15 protein-coding genes are annotated in these 19,797 nt (G+C 73.2%); 11 read left to right on the forward strand and 4 right to left on the reverse strand.

Translation table 11 applies throughout. The annotated features are described in order from the left end of the window. The first annotated feature begins 5 nt into the window (after positions 1-5). The 3 genes from QFZ75_RS33445 (at position 6) to QFZ75_RS33455 (ending at position 2,924) form a co-directional block, all read left to right on the forward strand. Positions 6-806, forward strand: a complete 801-nt coding sequence (locus tag QFZ75_RS33445; RefSeq protein ID WP_307542915.1) for an SDR family oxidoreductase — start codon at positions 6-8, stop codon at positions 804-806. A gap of 103 nt (positions 807-909) precedes the next feature. Then, positions 910-1,914 (forward strand): Gfo/Idh/MocA family oxidoreductase, encoded by a 1,005-nt coding sequence (locus QFZ75_RS33450; RefSeq protein ID WP_307542916.1) that lies wholly within the window; start codon positions 910-912, stop codon positions 1,912-1,914. Continuing rightward, entirely contained in the window at positions 1,911-2,924 is a 1,014-nt protein-coding gene (locus QFZ75_RS33455) for a Gfo/Idh/MocA family protein (RefSeq protein ID WP_307542917.1), read from the forward strand. Before QFZ75_RS33450 ends, QFZ75_RS33455 begins: the two co-directional genes overlap by 4 nt. Before the next feature lie 133 nt (positions 2,925-3,057). On the opposite strand, the gene QFZ75_RS33460 is transcribed toward QFZ75_RS33455, so the two are convergent. From QFZ75_RS33460 to QFZ75_RS33475, 4 genes are read right to left on the reverse strand one after another with little or no spacing between them, the layout of a single operon-like run. After that, positions 3,058-4,077: a Gfo/Idh/MocA family protein gene (locus tag QFZ75_RS33460; RefSeq protein WP_307542919.1), complete on the reverse strand. Its 1,020-nt coding sequence runs from the start codon at positions 4,075-4,077 to the stop codon at positions 3,058-3,060. Beyond that, positions 4,077-5,072: an ATP-binding cassette domain-containing protein gene (locus QFZ75_RS33465; RefSeq protein ID WP_307542921.1), complete on the reverse strand. Its 996-nt coding sequence runs from the start codon at positions 5,070-5,072 to the stop codon at positions 4,077-4,079. The genes QFZ75_RS33460 and QFZ75_RS33465 overlap by 1 nt, the downstream gene beginning before the upstream one ends. A gap of 3 nt (positions 5,073-5,075) precedes the next feature. Next, on the reverse strand, positions 5,076-6,149 hold the full coding sequence (locus tag QFZ75_RS33470) for an ABC transporter permease (protein WP_307542923.1): 1,074 nt from the start codon (positions 6,147-6,149) through the stop codon (positions 5,076-5,078). Between the two features lie 5 nt (positions 6,150-6,154). Next, positions 6,155-7,171 (reverse strand): sugar ABC transporter substrate-binding protein, encoded by a 1,017-nt coding sequence (locus QFZ75_RS33475; RefSeq protein ID WP_307542925.1) that lies wholly within the window; start codon positions 7,169-7,171, stop codon positions 6,155-6,157. A gap of 247 nt (positions 7,172-7,418) precedes the next feature. On the opposite strand from QFZ75_RS33475, the gene iolC reads away from it, so the two are divergent. The 8 genes from iolC to QFZ75_RS33515 all read left to right on the forward strand — a co-directional run bounded on the left by iolC (position 7,419) and on the right by QFZ75_RS33515 (position 19,705). Continuing rightward, positions 7,419-8,369, forward strand: a complete 951-nt coding sequence (gene iolC / locus QFZ75_RS33480) for a 5-dehydro-2-deoxygluconokinase (protein WP_307542927.1) — start codon at positions 7,419-7,421, stop codon at positions 8,367-8,369. Between the two features lie 30 nt (positions 8,370-8,399). Next, positions 8,400-9,278, forward strand: coding sequence for a deoxyribose-phosphate aldolase (locus tag QFZ75_RS33485; protein WP_307542928.1), 879 nt, complete (start codon positions 8,400-8,402; stop codon positions 9,276-9,278). Positions 9,279-9,322: 44 nt separating this feature from the next. Beyond that, positions 9,323-10,198, forward strand: a complete 876-nt coding sequence (iolB, locus tag QFZ75_RS33490) for a 5-deoxy-glucuronate isomerase (protein WP_307542930.1) — start codon at positions 9,323-9,325, stop codon at positions 10,196-10,198. A gap of 34 nt (positions 10,199-10,232) precedes the next feature. Further along, complete coding sequence (gene iolD, locus QFZ75_RS33495) at positions 10,233-12,107, forward strand: 3D-(3,5/4)-trihydroxycyclohexane-1,2-dione acylhydrolase (decyclizing) (RefSeq protein WP_307542932.1); 1,875 nt, start codon at positions 10,233-10,235, stop codon at positions 12,105-12,107. A gap of 56 nt (positions 12,108-12,163) precedes the next feature. Then, on the forward strand, positions 12,164-13,660 hold the full coding sequence (locus QFZ75_RS33500; protein WP_307542934.1) for a CoA-acylating methylmalonate-semialdehyde dehydrogenase: 1,497 nt from the start codon (positions 12,164-12,166) through the stop codon (positions 13,658-13,660). Between the two features lie 15 nt (positions 13,661-13,675). Then, positions 13,676-14,458 (forward strand): GntR family transcriptional regulator, encoded by a 783-nt coding sequence (locus tag QFZ75_RS33505; protein WP_307542935.1) that lies wholly within the window; start codon positions 13,676-13,678, stop codon positions 14,456-14,458. A gap of 130 nt (positions 14,459-14,588) precedes the next feature. Further along, complete coding sequence (locus tag QFZ75_RS33510; RefSeq protein WP_307542936.1) at positions 14,589-17,054, forward strand: SpoIIE family protein phosphatase; 2,466 nt, start codon at positions 14,589-14,591, stop codon at positions 17,052-17,054. Between the two features lie 188 nt (positions 17,055-17,242). Continuing rightward, on the forward strand, positions 17,243-19,705 hold the full coding sequence (locus tag QFZ75_RS33515) for a beta-glucosidase (protein WP_307542937.1): 2,463 nt from the start codon (positions 17,243-17,245) through the stop codon (positions 19,703-19,705). The last annotated feature ends 92 nt before the right edge of the window (positions 19,706-19,797 follow it).

Genomic DNA, 19,797 nt, shown 5'->3' on the forward strand with positions numbered 1-19,797 from the left:
AGCGCATGGGACTTTTCGCGGACCGGGACACCGGACTGCTCGACGGCAAGGTCGTCCTCGTCAACGGCGGCAGCCAGGGCGTCGGCGCGGCCGTCGCCCGGGCCGCCGCCCGCGAGGGCGCGACCGTCGCGGTCACCGGCCGCCGTCCCGGGCCCGGCGAGGCCCTGGCCGCCGAGCTGACCGCGGCAGGCGCCGAGGCCCGGTACGTACGGGCCGACCTCGCCGACGCCCGGCAGGCGCTCGGCGGCGTGGCCGAGGTGATCGACGCGTACGGACGTGTCGACTGCCTGGTCAACTCCGCCGGGCTCACCTCGCGCGGCACGCTGCTCGACACCACCCCCGAGCTGTTCGACGCGCACATCGCGGTCAACCTCAAGGGCCCGTTCTTCGCCATGCAGGCGGCCGTCGCCGACATGGTGGCCCGCGGGGCGCCCGGCACGGTCGTCAACATCATCACCAGCTCCGAGCACGGCGGACAGCCCTTCCTGGCCCCGTACGTCGCCGCCAAGGCCGGACTGGCCGGGCTCACGCGCAACGCCGCGCACGCCCACCGCTGGGACCGGATCCGGATCAACGGCCTCAACATCGGCTGGACGGCCACCGAGGGCGAGGACGCCACCCAGCGCGCCTTCCACGACGCGGGCGACGACTGGCGCGAACGGGCCGCCGAGCGGCTGCCGATGGGCAGGCTCGGACAGCCCGACGAGATCGCCGACTTCGTCGTGCTGCTGCTCTCCGACCGCAGCGGCGTCGTCACCGGCGCGGTCCTCGACTGGGACCAGAACGTCCTCGGCGGCCTCGACTGACCCGCCCCGGCGACGGTTCCGGCCGATCCGCCCGCCCGCCGACCCGCCCGGCCCAGTACAGCAGCACGTAAGCCAGCAGCACGTGAGCAAGGAGCACCTGAACATGCGTATCGGCATCCTCGGCCTCGGCCGGATCGGCGCCTTCCACGCCGAGACCCTCTCCCGGCTCGACGTGGTCGAGTCCCTCGTCGTGGCGGACCCCTTCACCGGCGCGGTCACGGCCGCCGTCGAGCGCTTCGGCGCCGAGGCCGCGGACTCGCCCGAGGCACTGCTGGCCGCCGGCGTGGACGGCGTGGTCGTCGCCGCCGCGACCGACGCCCATCCCGGCCTGATCCTCGCCGCGGTCCGGGCGGGCGTGCCGGTCTTCTGCGAGAAGCCCGTCGCCCGCACCATGAAGGAGGGCACCGACGTCCTGGACGCGGTGCTCGACAGCGGCGTCGAGATCCAGATCGGCTACAACCGCCGCTTCGACGCGGGGTTCGTGGCCGCCCGCGCCGCCGTCCTGGGCGGCGAACTCGGCCCGCTGCACACCGTGCGGTCCACCACCCTGGACCCGGCGCCGCCCCCGGCCGCGTACATCGCGGCCTCCGGCGGCATCTTCCGCGACTGCTCCGTGCACGACTTCGACATCATCCGCTGGGTCACCGGGCGCGAGGTCACCGAGGTGTACGCGACCGGCAGCAACCGCGGGGAGGCCTACATCGCCGACGCCGGTGACGCCGACACCACCGCAGCGGTCCTCACGCTGGACGACGCCACCCTCGCGGTGGTCTCCAACTCCCGCCACAACGCCCGCGGTTACGACGTCCGGATGGAGCTGCACGGCTTCCGGGACAGCATCGCGGTGGGCCTGGAGGACAAGCTGCCGCTGCGTTCCGTCGAGCCCGGCGTCACCTTCCCGGCGGGCGTCCCGCACGACTTCTTCATGGACCGCTTCACCGAGGCGTACCGTGCCGAACTGAGCGCGTTCACCGATGTCGTCGCCGGCCGGCTGACCTCGCCGTGCACCGTCGCCGACGCGCTGGAGGCGGGCTGGATCGCCGAGGCCTGCACGCTGTCCCTGCGCGAGCACCGCACCGTGACGATCGAGGAGGTACGCGGCGCATGACGATCCCCGCCGAGCCACTGCGCATCGGAGTGCTGGGCGCCGCCCGCATCGCCGACCAGGCCCTCGTCGGCCCGGCCCGCGCGACCGGGCACCGGCTGGTGGCGGTGGCCGCCCGCGACCGGTCCCGGGCCGAGGCCTTCGCCGCCGAGCACGACGTCGAGCGGGTCCTGGACTCGTACGCCGACGTGATCGCCGACCCCGGGGTCGAGGTCGTCTACAACCCTCTGGCGAACGGCCTGCACGGGCCGTGGAACCTCGCCGCGCTCGCCGCGGGCAAGCACGTGCTGACGGAGAAGCCCTCCGCGAGCAACACCGAGGAGGCCGTCGAGGTCCAGGACGCCGCGGGCAAGGCGGGCACCGTCTTCATGGAGGCCTTCCACTACCTCTTCCACCCCGTCACCCGGCGCCTGCACGAGCTGCTGGAATCCGGTGAGCTCGGCGAACTCCGGCATGTCGAGACGCTCGTCGCCATCCCCGCCCCGCCCGCGCAGGACCCCCGCTGGTCGCTGTCGCTGGCCGGGGGCGCCCTCATGGACCTCGGCTGCTACGGCCTGCACGCCCAGCGCATGCTCGCTCCCTGGGCGGGCGGGGCGCCCACCCTGCTCGGGGCCCGGGGCGGGGGCCGCGAGGGCGCTCCCGAGGTGGACGAGTGGCTGGACGCGGACCTGGCCTTCCCGGGCGGCGCGACCGGTTCCGCCCGCTGCCACATGGACCACGGCGAGCTGCGGATGACCTGCCGGATCGTCGGCTCCCGCGGTGAGGCGACCGCGATGAACTTCGTCCTGCCGCAGCGGGACGACCGGGTCGTCGTCCGCACGCCCGCGGGGGAGCGCACCGAGCAGCTCGGCAAGCGGTCCTCGTACATGTACCAACTGGAGGCGCTCGCCGCCCATGTGCGCGGCCGGGCGGCGCTGCCGCTCGACGCGCAGGACGCGGTGGCGACGATGCGGCTGATCGACGACTGCTACCGGGGGGCCGGGTTCGCGCCCCGGCCGCGCACGGAGCTCTAGCGCGTGGCGCCCCGCGGGTTCGGCCGGGTCCGGGCGGTTCGTCGCCCGCGGGCCGGCGTGGGCCGGGCGCGCGGTTCCCCGCGCTTCTGAGAAGAGGGGGGGCCGGTCCGGCCCCCCCTCTTCCCAGGGCGGTTCAGCCGTAGAAGGCCGGGCGGTCGACGAGCCGTACCTCGATGCGGCCGCCCTCCTGCTGGGCCCGGACGCCCGCCTCGCAGACCGCGGCCGTGGCGTAGCCGTCCCAGGCGCTGGGCCCGGTGACCTCGCCGCGCCGGGTGGCGTCCACCCAGGCCTGCATCTGGCGGTCGTACGCGTCCTCGAACCGCTCGGTGAAGTCCTGGGCGATGCCGCCGCCCCAGCGGCCCGCCTGCTGGGTGACCAGGGCGTGTCCGTCGCCGATCCGGGCCGTGCCGCGCTCGCAGACCACCTCGGCCTGCACCTGGTAGCCGAAGCCGCAGTTGACGTTGATCTCGACGTCCACGATCGCGCCGCCGGCGGTCTCGAACACCACGAACTGCGGGTCCTGCAGGCCCTCGGGGGCGTTGCCCGACGGGGTCGGCTTCAGCACGGTGACCGCGGTGATCTCCTGCCCGAGGAGCCAGCGGGTGATGTCCATCTCGTGCACGACGGAGTCGTTGATGAGCATCTCGCTGGTGAAGCCGGGCGGGGTCGACACGTTGCGGTGCCGGTTGTGCAGCATCAGCGGCCGGCCCAGCCGGCCCGTCTCCAGCAGCGCCTTGAGCTGCGCGTACTCGGCGTCGTAGCGGCGCATGAAGCCCACCTGGACCCTGCGGTGCCCGAGCCGCTGCTCGGCCTCCAGGATGCGCAGCGCCGAGGCCGAACCGGGCGTCAGCGGCTTCTCGCACAGGACGGGCAGGTCGTGCTCGAAGGCCGTCATCAGGGCCGCCTCGTGGGCGGTGCCCGGGGAGGCGACGAGGACGGCGTCGACACCGTCCGCGGCCATCGCGGCGGCCGGGTCGGTGTACGCGGAGCAGCCCTCGATGCCGTCGGCGATCCGCTTGACCCGTTCCGCGTCGACGTCGACGACCGCCGCCACATGGGCGCCGTTGGTCACCTCGTGGAGCCGGCGCACATGGTCGGCCCCCATCCTGCCGGTGCCGACGACGGCCACGCCCAGGCTGGCGCTCCGGGCCATCAGGACTTCCCCTCCGCCGTCGCGAGGGGCGCCCGCACGTCCTCCGGTCCGGGCAGCCCGTCGACGTCGACGCCCCGGACCTGGGCCAGCTCGTGCTTGAGGGCGGCCAGTTCGGCGCCGCCGGCCATGTGGTTGGTGAGCTCTTCGAGGGTGACGTCGTCGCGGGCGGCGGAGAGTTCCATGGTGCCCAGGCGCAGGACGCTGAAGTGGTCGCCGACCATGTAGGCGTGGTGCGGGTTGTGGGTGATGAAGATGACGCCGAGGCCCCGGTCGCGGGCGGCCGCGATGTACTTGAGCACCACACCGGACTGCTTGACGCCCAGCGCGGCGGTGGGCTCGTCCAGGATGAGGACGCGGGCGCCGAAGTGGACGGCGCGGGCGATGGCCACGGACTGCCGCTGACCGCCGGAGAGGGTGCCGATCGGCTGGTCGAGGTCGTCCAGGACGATGCCCATGGCGCGCAGCTCGGAGTCTGCGGTCTCCTTCATCGCCGCGCTGTCCAGGCGGCGGACCGGCCAGGGGCCCCTGGTCAGTTCGGAGCCGAGGAAGAAGTTCCGCCACACCGGCATCAGCGGCACGGTGGCCAGGTCCTGGTAGACGGTGGCGATGCCCCTGTCGAGGGCCTCGCGCGGGGTGCTCAGCCGCACCGCCTCGCCGTCGATGAGGTACTCGCCCTCGGTGTGCTGGTGCAGCCCCGAAATGATCTTGATCAGGGTCGACTTGCCGGCGCCGTTGTCGCCGAGCACGCAGCTGACCTGGCCGGGGTGGACGGCCAGGTCCACGCCGTGCAGGGCGCGGACGTTGCCGTACGCCTTGCCGGCCCCGCGCAGCTGGACGAGCGGCCGCCCGTGGTCGCCGGCCGCGTTCCTGGTCCGGTCCTCGGCCGCCGGGCCGGCGACCGGGCCGGCGGCGGGGGCGTCGGTGGCCGCCGCGTCGGTGACCGCCGCGTCGGTGACCGGTGCGTCGCCGTCGGTGGAGGTGGTGTTGTCGGTCATGGGTTACCTCCGGGTCGCCTGACGGCGGACCCACAGATTGACGAGGGCGGCGAGCAGGAGCATGACGCCGAGGAAGGCCTTGAACCAGTCGGGGTTCCAGTTGGCGTAGACGATGCCCTGGGAGACCATGCCGAAGATGAAGGCACCGATGACGGCGCCGACCGCGGAGCCGTAACCGCCGGTGAGCAGGCAGCCGCCGATGACCGCGGCGATGATGTACAGGAACTCGTTGCCCACGCCCTCGCCGGACTGGACGGTGTTGAACGAGAACAGGATGTGCATGCCGACGAACCAGGCGCCGGCACCGACGGTCATGAACAGGGTGATCTTGGTGAAGGTGACCGGCACACCGACCGCGCGGGCGCTCTCCTGGTTGCCGCCGGTGGCGAAGATCCAGTTGCCGAACTTGGTGCGCAGCAGCAGCCAGGTCGCGAGGGCGGCGAAGATCAGCCAGTAGAAGACGGTGATCTTGACGTCGACGCCGCCGATGGTCACCTCCGACGCGAAGACGGCCTTGGCCTGGTCGAAGCCGTCCATGTCGCTGATCGAGTCGGTGGCGACGTTCCCCGTGTACCACTTGGTGACGGCGAGGTTGGCGCCCTGCAGGATCAGGAACGAGCCCAGGGTGATCAGGAACGACGGCAGACCGGTGCGGACCAGCAGCCAGCCGTTGAACGCGCCGACCGCCAGCGCCACCACGAGGGCGACGAGGACGCCGGTCCACACGTTCATGGACAGCTGGAAGCTCCAGATGCTGGCGGTCAGCGCGGAGGTGGTGACCGCGACGCCGGCGGACAGGTCGAACTCCCCGCCGATCATCAGCAGCGCCACCGGCAGCGCCATGATGCCCATGACCGAGGCCTCGTACAGCACGTTGGCCAGCGAGCTCGCCTCACGGAAGGGGGAGGCGACCGCGAAGAAGAAGACGTAGACGACGACCGCCGCGATCAGTGCGCCGATCTCGGGGCGGGCCGCCAGCCTGCGGGACAGGGACCGCTGTGTGGTCCGGCCGTCCTTGGGGGCGGCCGGCGATGCCGGCGGCGAGGAGCTCGCCGCCGGTGCCGTGGCCTGGGTCATGGGTGTCACCGAGTGCCCTTCGCGGCGAACTTCGAGACGTCGGCCACGTTCTCCTTGTCGACGAACGCCGGACCGGTCAGCACGGGCTGCTGCCCGCCACCGCTGAAGTTGCCGTTCGTCTTGTAGAGCCACAGGGAGTCCACCGACAGATAGCCCTGCAGGTAGGGCTGCTGGTCCACGGCGAACTCGATGTCGCCGTCCTGGACGGCCTTGACCATCTCCTTGTTCAGGTCGAACGTGGCGACCTTCGCCTTGCTGCCGGCGTCGTCCACGGACTGCACGGCGGTCAGGGCGAACGGGGCACCGAGCGCGACCACGTAGTCGATCGACGTGTCCTGCTTGAGCTTGGCGTTGATCGTCGACTTCACGGACGGCATGTTCGTGCCGTTCACGTTGAGGTTCGTGGTCTTGCCCTTGAACGTCTTCTTCACACCGGAGCAGCGCGCCTCCAGGGAGACGCTGCCCTGCTCGTGGATGACACAGATGGCGTTCTTCGCGCCGAGCGTGTTGAGCTTCTCGCCGAAGGCCTCACCGGCCACGAACTCGTCCTGCCCGAAGTACGACAGGAGCCCCTGCTTTTTCCAGTCCTCGATGCCGCCGTTGAGGCCGACGACGGGGATGCCGGCCTTCTCCGCCTTGGCGACCACGGACTTCATCGCGTCGGGCTTCGCGAGGGTGACCGCGATGCCGTCGACCTTCTGGTCGATCGCGTTCTGGACGAGGTTGGCCTGCTTCGCCGAGTCGGGGTTGTTCGAGTAGATCAGCTCGACGTTGTCCTTGGCGGCGGCGGCCTGCGCGCCCTTGCGTATGAGGTCCCAGAAGGTGTCACCGGGGGCCGCGTGGGTGATCATCGCGACCTTCATACGGGGGGTGTCGGCCTTGCCGGCGGACCCGCCGCCCGAGTCCTCCTCGGCCTTCTTGCCGCCGGAGTCGCTGGAACAGCCGGTGACTATCAGGGCCGCCGCGGCGGCCGCGGCGGCGAGGGCGAATCTGCGGGAGCGGGGGCGAGACGTGCGGTCCATCTTTCCGGCACCTCACTGTGCGACAGAGGGAGAAGAAGCGGATATTCGGCTGTGCTGTTGGGAGGGGATGTAAGTCCCTGTACGACCCCGCTGTCAATACTTTGTTAAGACATCATTTCACGATCACGTGAGAATGTAAGTACAAAGTCTTGACATGGGTTCGGCGCCGGACTTACATCTGGGACACACCGGTCCCGCTGCACCCCACACCCCGGAACTCCGCACCCCACCACGAGGAGCGACGCGCATGACCGAGTCCTTCGACCTGATCACCATGGGTCGCATCGGAGTCGACCTCTACCCCCTGCAGACCGGCGTACCGCTCGCCCGTGTCGAGACGTTCGGCAAGTTCCTCGGCGGTTCGGCAGCCAACGTGGCGGTCGCCGCGGCACGTCTGGGACGCGCCACAGCGATCGTCAGCCGTACCGGCGATGATCCCTTCGGAGCCTATCTGCACCAGAGTCTGAAAGAATTCGGGGTCGACGACCGCTGGGTCACCCCGGTCGAGGCATATCCCACGCCGGTCACGTTCTGTGAGATCTTCCCGCCCGACGACTTCCCGCTGTACTTCTACCGGCAGCCGAAAGCACCGGACCTGGAGATCCGCACCGACGAACTCGACTTCTTCGCGCTGCGCGCCGCGAAGATCTTCTGGATCACCGGAACCGGACTGAGCGAGGAACCCAGCCGCTCGGCCACCCTCGCCGCCCTCAAGGCCCGCGACAAGGCCGGGACCACCGTCTTCGACCTCGACTGGCGCCCCATGTTCTGGAAGGACCCCGACGAGGCCCGCCCGTACTACGCCGAAGCCCTCCGGCACGTCACCGTCGCGGTCGGCAACCTCGACGAGTGCGAGATCGCCACCGGGGTCCGGGAACCGCGGGCCTGCGCCGAGGCGCTCCTGGCGGCGGGCGTGGAGCTGGCCGTCGTCAAGCAGGGCCCCAAGGGCGTCCTCGCCGTCCACCGCGACGGCACCACCGCCGAGGTACCGCCCGTACCGGTCGAGGTGGTCAACGGCCTCGGCGCGGGTGACGCGTTCGGCGGTTCGCTCTGCCATGGTCTGCTGGGCGGCTGGGAACTGGAGAGGATCATGCGGTACGCCAACGCGGCCGGCGCCCTGGTCGCCTCCCGCCTCGCCTGCTCCTCCGCGATGCCGACCGCCGCCGAGGTCGAGGAACTCGTCGCTTCCCGCGGCTGACACCGCAACCCCCGAAACGGAGTCACACCCTTGAGCATCACCATCCCCGACCTCGTCAGGGTGCGTGCCCGGCATCCGGAGGCCGTGGCCGAAGCGGCCGCGCGCCGCACCCGGCGCCCCCTCGTCGGCGACAGCGGCCGCCTCATGATCGTGGCCGCCGACCACCCGGCCCGCGGCGCGCTCGGCGTCGGCGGCCACGAGCTGGCCATGGCCAACCGCGCCGACCTGCTGGAGCGCCTGTGCGTCGCGCTGTCCCGGCCCGGTGTGGACGGGGTGCTCGCCACCGCCGACGTCCTGGAGGACCTCCTCCTGCTCGGCGCGCTGGAGGACAAGGTCGTCATGGGCTCCATGAACCGCGGGGGCCTGGCCGGCGCGGCCTTCGAGATGGACGACCGCTTCACCGGGTACCGCGCCGAGGACATCGCCCGGCTGGGGTTCGACGCGGGCAAGCTGCTGCTGCGCATCGACTACGACGACCCCGGCTCGCTGACCACGCTGGAGTCGTCCGCCCGGGCGATCGACGACATGGCCGCGCACCGGCTCCCCGTGTTCGTCGAGCCGTTCATCTCCCGCCGCGTCGACGGGAAGGTCCGCAACGACCTCTCCGCGGAGGCCGTCACCCGGTCCATCGCCATCGCCTCCGGCCTGGGCGGCACCTCCGCGTACACCTGGCTGAAGCTGCCGGTCACCAGCGACCCGGACGACATGGCCGCCGCGCTGGAGACCTCCACCCTGCCCGCCGTCCTGCTCGGCGGCGAGGTCGGCCGGGACCAGGAGGGCGCGTACGAGAAGTGGCGCAAGTCCCTGCGGCTGCCCACCGTCCAGGGCCTGGTCGTCGGCCGGTCCCTGCTCTACCCCGCGGAAGGCACCGTGGAGACCGCCGTGGACACCGCGGTCGGCCTGCTCTGAACGCACCAGCCCGCCCCGACCGGACATCGGAAGGACCCCACCTCGTGACCAGCGCACACCACCTGCCCGCGGGCAAGGCCGCCAGCGGCCCGTACGCCGTGGACGTCACCCCGGAGAGCGCGGGCTGGGCCCACTCCAGTCTGCGCGTCCTCGAACTGCCGCCCGGCGGCACGCACCTGTTCACGGCCGGGGACAGCGAGTGGATCGTCACCTCGCTCGGCGGCTCCTGCACCGTCGCCGTCACCGACGACTACGGCCAGGACGAGTTCGAACTGCGGGGCCGCCCGGACGTGTTCAGCGGCGTCAGCGACTTCGTCTACGTGCCCAGGGACGCGACCGCCGGCCTCACCTCCCACCAGGGCGGCCGGTTCGCCCTCACCGGGGCCCGCTGCGAGCGCCGTCTGCCGGCCCGCTACGGGCCCGCCGACGCCGTGCCCGTCGAACTGCGCGGCAGCGGCACCTGCTCCCGCAGGGTCCACAACTTCGGCGCGGCCGGGGTCTTCGAGTGCGACAAGCTCATCGCGGTCGAGGTGATCACCCCCGGCGGCAACTGGTCCTCCTACCCGCCGCACAAGCACGACGAGGACCGGCCCGGCGAGGAGTCCGAGCTGGAGGAGATCTACTACTTCGAGATCGCCGGCCACGAGGGCACCCCCGGCCTCGGCTACCAGCGCGTCTCGCCCTCCGGCCACGGCGGCGGCACGGACGTGCTCGCCGAGGTGCGCGGCGGGGACGTCGTCCTGATCCCGGACGGCTGGCACGGCCCCTCCATCGCCGCCCCGGGCCACGACATGTACTACCTGAACGTCATGGCGGGCCCCGGCGCCGACCGCGCCTGGCTGATCCGCGACCACCCCGACCACGCCTGGATCAGGGAGACCTGGCCGGACCAGCCCGTCGACCCCCGGCTGACCCCGTGACCCCCTGCCACCTCCCCGTCCCAGTGAGGAACCGATGAGCAGCTCCACCCTCCGCCTGACCGTCGCCCAGGCACTGGTGCGCTTCCTGGCCGTCCAGTACACCGAACGCGACGGCGAACGGCACCGGCTGATCGCCGGCACCTGGGGGATCTTCGGCCACGGCAACGTGGCAGGACTCGGCCAGGCGCTCCTGGAGGCCGGCGAGGAGACCATGCCCTTCCACCAGGGCCGCAACGAACAGGCCATGGTGCACGCCGCCGTCGGGTACGCCCGCCAGCTCGACCGGCTCTCCGCGCAGGCCGTCACCACGTCCATCGGTCCCGGCGCCACCAACCTCGTCACCGGCGCGGCCCTGGCCACGGTCAACCGCCTGCCCGTGCTGCTCCTGCCCGGCGACTACTTCGCGACCCGGGTGGCCGACCCGCTGCTCCAGCAGCTGGAACACCCGGTCGAGGCCGACCTGTCCGTCAACGACACCCTGCGTCCGGTCTCCCGCTACTTCGACCGCGTCCACCGCCCCGAGGCGCTCATCCCCTCCGCCCTCAACGCGATGCGGGTGCTCGCCGACCCCGTGGACACCGGAGCCGTCACCCTCGCCCTGCCGCAGGACGTGCAGGCAGAGGCGTACGACTGGCCCGAGGAGTTCTTCGCCGAACGGATCTGGCACGTGCGCCGCCCGGCGCCCGAACCGGCCGAACTGGCCGCCGCGGCGCAGGCCGTACGCGGCTCGCGGCGCCCCCTGATCGTCGCGGGCGGCGGCGTCCACCACAGCGAGGCCGAGCAGGCACTGAAGGCGTTCGTGGACGCCACCGGCATCCCGGTCGCGTCCACCCAGGCCGGCAAGGGCTCGCTGCGGTACGACCACCCGGCCGACGTCGGCGGCATCGGCCACACCGGCACCGCCGTAGCCGACGAACTGGCCCGCACCGCCGACCTGGTCATCGGCGTCGGCACCCGCTACTCGGACTTCACCACCGCCTCCGCCACCCTCTTCCAGGCGCCGGACGTACGGTTCGTCAACCTCAACGTCGCCGCCTTCGACGCGCACAAGCTGAGCGCGCGGACCCTGGTCGCCGACGCCCGCGCGGGCCTCGAAGCCCTCACCGAGGCACTCGCCGGCCACCGCGTGGACGCGGCCTACGAGGCCGGGTACCGCGAGGGCAAGGAACGCTGGGAAGCCGTCGTGGACGCCGCCTACCGGGCCGACGACGAGCACGCCGTCCCCACCCAGACCCAGGTCCTGGGCGCCCTGGACGCCGTGGTCGGCGACGACGACGTGGTCATCAACGCGGCCGGCTCGCTCCCCGGCGACCTGCACAAGCTCTGGCGGGCGCGCAGCCCGCGCCAGTACCACCTGGAGTACGGCTACTCCTGCATGGGCTACGAGATCCCGGCCGGCATCGGCGTCCAGCAGGCCGCCCCCGGCACCCCGGTCTGGTCACTGGTCGGCGACGGCACGTACCTCATGATGCCGACCGAGATCGTCACGGCCGTCCAGGAGGGGCTGCCCGTCAACCTGGTGCTCATCCAGAACCACGGGTACGCGTCCATCGGCGGGCTCTCCGAGTCGGTGGGCGCCGAGCGCTTCGGCACCGCCTACCGCTACCGGGCCCCCGACGGGACGTTCACCGGCGACCCGCTGCCGGTCGACCTGGCCGCCAACGCCGCCAGCCTCGGCATGGACGTCCTGCGCGCCAAGACCGTGCGCGAACTGCGCGACGCGCTGGCCACCGCCCGCGCCAGCGACCGGCCGACCTGCGTGTACGTCGAGACCGACCCGACGCCCACCGCCCCCGGCGCCGAAGCCTGGTGGGACGTACCGGTCGCCGAGGTCGCCTCCCGCGAGGCCGCCACCCGCGCCCGCGCGGCGTACGACGAGCAGGTCGCCGACCGCCGCCGCCACCTCTGACCGCCCCGCCCCGCCCCGTTCAGGACCTCCACGCCCACGAAAAGGACCCGTACCCCATGAAGAACATCGACCACTGGATCGGGGGGAAGCCCGTCGCGGGCGCCTCCGGCCGCTCCGGCCCCGTCTACGACCCGGCCACCGGCACCCAGGAGAAGCGGGTGCCCTTCGCCTCCGCGGACGAGGTGGACGCCGCCGTCGCCTCCGCGCAGGCCGCCTTCGAGAGCTGGGGCACCGCCTCGCTGGCCAGGCGCACCGCGGTGCTCTTCAAGTACCGCGAGCTGCTGGACGCGCACCGCGACGAGATCGCCGCGCTGATCACCGCCGAGCACGGCAAGGTGCACTCCGACGCGCTCGGCGAGGTCGCCCGGGGCATGGAGATCGTCGAACTCGCTTGTTCCGTACCGCAGTTGCTGAAGGGTGAGCTGTCGACCCAGGTCTCCACCCGGGTCGACGTGGCCTCGATCCGCCAGCCGCTCGGGGTCGTCGCCGGCATCACGCCGTTCAACTTCCCGGCCATGGTGCCGATGTGGATGTTCCCGCTGGCGATCGCGTGCGGCAACACCTTCGTGCTCAAGCCGAGCGAGAAGGACCCCTCCGCCTCGTTCCGGCTGGCCGAACTGGCCTCCGAGGCCGGGCTGCCGGACGGCGTGCTCAACGTCGTGCAGGGCGACAAGGAGGCCGTCGACCGCCTCCTGGAGCACCCGGACGTCAGGGCCGTCTCCTTCGTGGGCTCCACGCCCATCGCCAAGTACATCCAGCTCAAGGGCATCGAGCACGGCAAGCGCGTCCAGGCCCTCGGCGGCGCCAAGAACCACATGCTGGTGCTGCCCGACGCCGACCTGGACTTCGCCGCCGACCAGGCGGTCAGCGCCGCGTACGGCTCGGCCGGTGAGCGCTGCATGGCCGTCTCGGTGGTCGTCGCGGTCGGCGACACCGGCGACGAGCTGGTGGCGAAGATCGCCGAGCGGGCCGCGGGCCTGCGGATCGGCCCCGGCGGCGACCCCGCCAGCGAGATGGGCCCGCTCATCACCCGCGAGCACCGCGACAAGGTCGCCTCGTACGTGGCGGGCGCCGCCGCCCAGGGCGCCGAGGTCGTCGTGGACGGCACCGGCCTCACCGTGGCAGGGCACGAGGAGGGCTTCTTCCTCGGCGTCTCGCTCCTCGACAAGGTCCCGGTCACCGCGGACGCCTACCGGGACGAGATCTTCGGCCCGGTGCTGTGCGTGGTCCGCGCCGCGACGTACGACGAGGGCATCGCCCTCGTCAACGCCTCCCGCTGGGGCAACGGCACCGCGATCTTCACCCGGGACGGCGGCGCCGCCCGCCGCTTCCAGCTGGAGGTCCAGGCGGGCATGGTCGGCGTCAACGTGCCGATCCCGGTCCCGGTGGGCTACCACTCCTTCGGCGGCTGGAAGGACTCGCTGTTCGGAGGCCACCACATCTACGGCAACGACGGGATCGCCTTCTACACCCAGGGCAAGGTCGTCACCACCCGCTGGCCCGACCCGGCCGACAGCGGCGGCATCAACCTCGGCTTTCCCAGCAACTCCTGAAGAGAGGGGGCTCTCGTGGCAGAGACCGGCACCGCACGCCCGGCCGGCGCCGGGGCTTTCGAGCGCCTGGAGGTAGCCCTGGACCGGGGCAGTCCGATCCCGCTCTACTACCAGCTCGCCCAGCAGCTGGAGTCCGCCATCGAGCAGGGGGCGCTCGCCCCGGGCGACCTGCTGGGCAACGAGGTGGACATCGCCGCCCGCCTCGGCCTGTCCCGGCCGACCGTCCGCCAGGCGATCCAGTCCCTGGTCGAGAAGGGCCTGCTGGTACGCCGCCGGGGCATCGGCACCCAGGTGGTGCACAGCCAGGTCCGGCGCCCGCTGGAACTGAGCAGCCTGTACGACGACCTCGCCGCCGCCGGCCAGAGCCCCGCCACCCGGGTCCTGCGCAACGACGTCGAGTCCGCCTCCGCGGAGGTCGCCGCGGCCCTCGGCATACCCGAGGGCCGGGACGTCATCGTGCTGGAACGGCTGCGCTCCACCCACGGCGAGCCCATGGCGCACCTGCGCAACCACCTGCCCGCCGCGCTCCTCGACGCGGACACCGCGAAGCTCGAGTCGACCGGCCTCTACCGGATGATGCGGGCCGCCGGGATCACCCTGCACAGCGCCCGCCAGACCGTGGGCGCCCGCAGCGCCACCGCGGCCGAGGGCGCCCTGCTCGACGAACCCGCCGGAGCCGCGCTGCTCACCATGCGGCGCACGGCCTACGACGACACCGGCCGGGCCGTGGAGTACGGCACGCACGTCTACCGCGCCTCCCGCTACGCCTTCGACTTCCAACTGCTCGTCCGGCCCTGATCGGGCGCGGTCGCCGGGCTCGCGGTCCCCGCGCGACGGTAGGTTGGTCCGTGCGGCGCGGGTGCACCGAGCGTGTCGAACGGGAAGACCACTCCCATGGGAGACCACTCCCGGGAACGGAGACGGTCGGGTGGCGACGAGCGAGGAGAACGGTGTGGCGCGGCGGCAGCCCGACATGGCGGACGCCGCGGTGGTGCTGCTGGACGCCCACGCGGCGGTCACCGGCTGGACCGCCGACGCCGAACGGCTGTTCGGCCACCGCGGGGCCGACGTCGTGGGCCGCCCGGTGGCCGGCCTGCTGCTGCCCGAGGACGCGGCGCGCCTGCCCGCCCTGACGGCCCGGTGCGCGCGGGACGGCGGCTGGAGCGGGCTCCTGGCGGTGCGCCACCGGGACGGGCATCCCGTCGTCGCCACCGTCCGGGTCCTCCCGGCCGGGGAGGCGGCGGACGGCCCGCCCCGCTGGGTGGCCCTGGCCGCCGACACGGCGGGCACCCCCGGCTGGCGCATGAGCCGCGGGGCGCTGGAGCGGATGGCCGCGCACACACCGATCGGCATCGCCATGGTCGACGTCGACCTGCGGTTCGTCTGGTCGAACGCCGCGCTGGAACGGTTCGGCGGCGGGCCGGGGCGCGAGCGGATCGGCAAACGGCTCGCGGACATCCAGCCGGGCCTGGACGCGGAAGCCCTGGAAGGGGTGATGCGCCAGGTCCTGGCGACCGGCGAGAGCGTCGCCGGCTACGAGCACGTGGGCACGATCCGTTCGGCGCCCCACCGGCAGACCGCCCACGCCATGTCGTTCACCCGGCTCGACGACGACGCGGGCAGACCGCTCGGCGTGTACTACACGGTCGTGGACGTCACCGACCGCCACCGGGCCCGTGAGCGCCTCACCCTCCTGGACCAGGCGGGCGAGCGCATCGGCCGCACCCTGGACGTCACCCGGACCGCGCAGGAACTGGCCGACGTCGCGGTGCCGGGCCTCGCCGACCTCGTCACCGTCGACCTGCTGGAGACCGTCCTGGAGGGCGGCGAACTCGTCCCCGGACCGGTGGACGGGCCCGACGCCGCGCCGCTGCGCCGGGCCGCCCACCGGTCGGCCGACGACACGGCGGCACCCCCCGCCGGTGTCGGCCAGGTCGTCCGCTACCCCGCCGACGCGCCCCCGCTCACCGTCCTCACCAGCGGCGCGTCCTGGATCGAGGAGCGCCTCGACCCGCCGGCCGGGCGGTGGACCGCCGGCCCGCCCGGCGACGGGGCCGCCGCCTTCCCGGACCTCGGACTGCACACCGCGATGATCGTGCCCGTGCGGGCACGCGGCACCACGCTCGGCATCACCACGTTCTTCCGCCGCGGCCGCAAGGAGCCCTTCGACCGGGACGACCTGGCCCTGGCGGAGGAGTTCGTGGCGCGCGCCGCCCTGTGCCTGGACAACGCCCGCCGCTACACCCGCGAACGCGACGCCGCGCTGGTCCTGCAGCGTCACCTGCTGCCCCACCGGCTCCCCGAGCAGGACGCGATGGAGGTCGCGGCCTGCTACCGGCCCGCCGACGAACTGACCGGCCTCGGCGGGGACTGGTTCGACGTCATCCCGCTGTCGGGCGCCCGGGTCGCGCTCGTCGTGGGCGACGTCGTCGGGCACGGCATCGAGGCCGCCGCCGCCATGGGCCGGCTGCGGGCCGCCGTCCAGACCCTCGCCGACCTGGACCTGCCGCCCGAGGAGGTGCTGGCCCACCTCGACGACCTGGTCGACCGGTCCGCGAGCGAGGACGGGCCCGGCACCCCGCTGCGCGCCGACGGCGTACGGGCCAGGGGCGCCAGTTGCCTCTACGCGGTGTACGACCCGGTCGGCGGCCGGTGCGCCATGGCCTCCGCCGGCCACGCCCTGCCCGCCGTGGTCGCCCCGGACGGCACGGTGGACTTCCCCGGGCTGCCGCCGGGGCCCGGGCTGGGCATCGGCGGTCCGCCCTTCGAGGCGTTCGAACTGCGGCTCGCCGAGGGCAGCGTGCTCGCCCTGTTCACCGACGGCCTGCTCGCCGCCGAGGGCCCCGCGGGCCTGCGGGACGGCGCCGCCGACCGGGAGCGGCTGCGCCGCGCGCTCGAGCAGCCGGCCGCCGGGCTCGACGACCGCTGCCTGGCCGCGGTCGACGCCCTGGTCCCGGTGCGCCCGCCGGACGACGTGGTGCTGCTGCTGGCCCGCGCCCGCCGTCTGCCGGCGGACCGCATGGTGTCCTGGGAGCTGCCCGCCGACCCGGCCACGGTCGCCGAGGTCCGCAAACGGACCTCGCGGCAGCTGTGCGAGTGGGGTCTCGACGACCTGACCTTCACGACCGAACTCGTCGTCAGCGAGCTCGTCACCAACGCGATCCGGCACGCCACCGGGCCGATCACGCTGCGGCTGATCATGTCCAGGACCCTGGTCTGCGAGGTGTGGGACGCCAGCCCCACCGCCCCGCACCTGCGTCACCCGAAGACGACCGACGAGGGCGGCCGCGGCCTCTTCCTGATCTCCCGCTGCACCCAGCGCTGGGGAACCCGCTACACCCAGGACGGCAAGATCATCTGGACGGAGCAGTCCCTCACGGGCCCGTCGGTCTGACCGCGGCGCCGGCGGGCGGCGGGGCCCGCTCTTCCGGTGGGGTCGAATGTGACGCCGTGTCAGTGGTGCCTCACGGTCTGTCAGGTCGCCCTGTCGCATAGTGCGTGCCGGAGGGCGAACCAGGACGGCCGCCCGCGCGCCCCGCGGTTCACCTCCTCGTGCCCGCACCCAACGAGGAGTGACACCTCATGTCCGACACCGTGTCCCGGCGCTCCGTCCTGCGCCTGCTGGGCGGCGCGACCGCCGTCGCCCTCGCCGCCACCGCCGCCGGCCCCGCGCCCGCCCGGGCGGCCGTGCGCCGGCCGGCCGCGGGCCCCCGCGTCGAGGGCCTGCTCACCCGGCTCACCCTGGACGAGAAGATCTCCCTGCTGCACGGCGCCACCGACCCGAAGTCCCTCGGCCAGGCCGGCTACGTCCCCGGTGTACCGCGGCTGGGCATCCCGCCCCTGCGCCTCGCCGACGGCCCCGCCGGCGTCCGCGTCGGGCAGCGCGCCACCGCCCTGCCCGCACCCGTCCTGCTCGCCTCCGCCTTCGACCCGGACCTCGCCCGCCGCTACGGCCGGGTCATCGGCCACGAGGGCCGCGCCCTCGGCCAGGACGTGCTGCTCTCCCCGATGGTCAACCTGGTCCGCACCCCCTACGCGGGCCGCAACTTCGAGACCTTCGGCGAGGACCCGCTGCTCTGCGCCGACCTCGTCGCCGAGGAGATCAGGGGCATCCAGGAGGAGGGCCTCATCGCGACCGTCAAACACTTCGCGATGAACAACCAGGAGAAGGACCGCGAGAGCATCGACGTCCGGGTCGACGAGCAGACCCTCAACGAGGTCGAACTGCGCGGCTTCGAGGCCGCCGTCGGCGCCGGCGCCCGCGCGGCCATGGGCGCCTACAACAAGGTCAACGGCACCTACGCCTGTGAGAACAAGGAGCTCCTCACCGGCATCCTGCGCGACCGCTGGGGCTTCGAGGGCTGGGTGATGACCGACTGGTACGCCGCCCACAGCACCGTCGCCTCGCTCGCCGCGGGCCTCGACATGGAGATGCCGAACGGCAGGTACTTCGGGGCCGCGCTCAGGACGGCGGTGCACGACGGCGGCGTCCCCGAGGAGTACGTCGACCGGTCCGTACGCCGTGTCCTCACCGCGATGGACGACTTCGGCCTGCTCGACGGCAGCGCCCCGCCCCGGCCCCGGCGGGACCCGGCGGCGGGCGCGGCCGTCGCCCTGGAGGTCGCCAAGGCGGGCGCGACCCTCCTGCACAACCGGAACGGCGCGCTCCCCCTGACCGGCGAGGCCGCCCGCAGCATCGCCGTCGTCGGCCCCACCGGTGCCGTGCCGTTCGTCAGCGGCGGCGGCAGCGCCCACGTCGTCCCCGACCACGCCGACAGCCCGCTGGAAGCCATCAGGTCCCGCGCCGGACAGGGCGCCCGGGTGTCGTACGCGCTCGGCGAGGACCTCTACGGCAAGCCCCTGCCGAAGAACGCGCTCTCGGCGGGCATCACCCCCGAGGCCCAGCGGGTCGGCGCCGGCAGGACCTGGACGTACGACGGCACGCTCACCGTCGAGGACGACGACGAGTGGACCTTCGTCATCCACTACTCCGGTACGCGGCCCCGGGTGCTCCTCGACGGGACCGAACTCTTCCCGGTGGCGGCCGGGCTCGCCGAACGGTTCGCCGGCGGACTCGTGCCGACTGCACCCGACGGCCTCGACGTGCGCCGCAGGACGCTGGACCTGGCGGCGGGCGGGCACCGCATCGAGATCACCGCGCGGGGCGGCGCCGCGGGGCAGACGTTCCGGCTGCGGCGCGTCACCGGCGCGACCCGCGCCCAGGACGTGGCCGAGGCGGTCGGGGCCGCGAGCGCCGCGCACAGCGTCGTCCTCTTCGCCTACGAGGACGCCACCGAGAACCAGGACCGCACGACCCTCGCGCTGCCCGGCCACCAGAACCGGCTGATCGAGGCGGTGACGGCGGCGAACCCGCGCACGACCGTCGTCCTCAACACCTCGTCCTCCACCTCGATGCCGTGGCTGGAGCGCACCGCCGCCGTGCTGCAGATGTACTACCCGGGCCAGGAGGGCGCGGCGGCCACCGCCGCCGTCCTGTTCGGCGACTGCGACCCCGGCGGACGGCTCACCCAGACCTTCCCGGCCGACGACGACAGCCACCCCGTCGCCGGCGAACCCCTGCGCTACCCGGGCGTCGACGGCGTCGAGGAGTACTCGGAAGGCATCCACGCGGGCCACCGCTGGTACGACGCCCAGGGCGTACGGCCGCTGTTCCCGTTCGGGCACGGGCTCTCGTACACCTCCTTCGTCCACGAGGACCTGACGGTGGAGCGGACCGGGGACGGCCTGGACGTGACCTTCACCGTGCGCAACACCGGGCGCCGGCCCGGCATCGACATCCCGCAGGTCTACCTGGGCCCCTCGCCCGACCTGCGGGTCGAGCGGGCCGTCCGGGTCCTGGGCGGCTACCGGCGGCTCGCCCTCGCGGCGGGGCGATCGCGCAGGATCACCGTGCGCGTCGACGAACGCACCCTCTCCTCCTGGGACCCGCGCCGGCACGGCTGGGTGCTCGGCACCGGGCGGCGGACCGTGTGGGTCGGCGCCTCGTCCCGTGACCTGCGGCTGCGTACGACGGTCGCCGTGTGAGGGGCCGACGGGGCGCCGGGCCGTCCGGGTGAGCGGGTAGGCTGCCCGGCGTGCGCGCGAGCGAGCGCACGCCGGGCCCGGCCCGGTCCGTG

The sequence above is a fragment of the Streptomyces sp. V3I8 genome (assembly GCF_030817535.1).
In the GTDB taxonomy this organism is placed as follows: Bacteria; Actinomycetota; Actinomycetes; order Streptomycetales; family Streptomycetaceae; genus Streptomyces.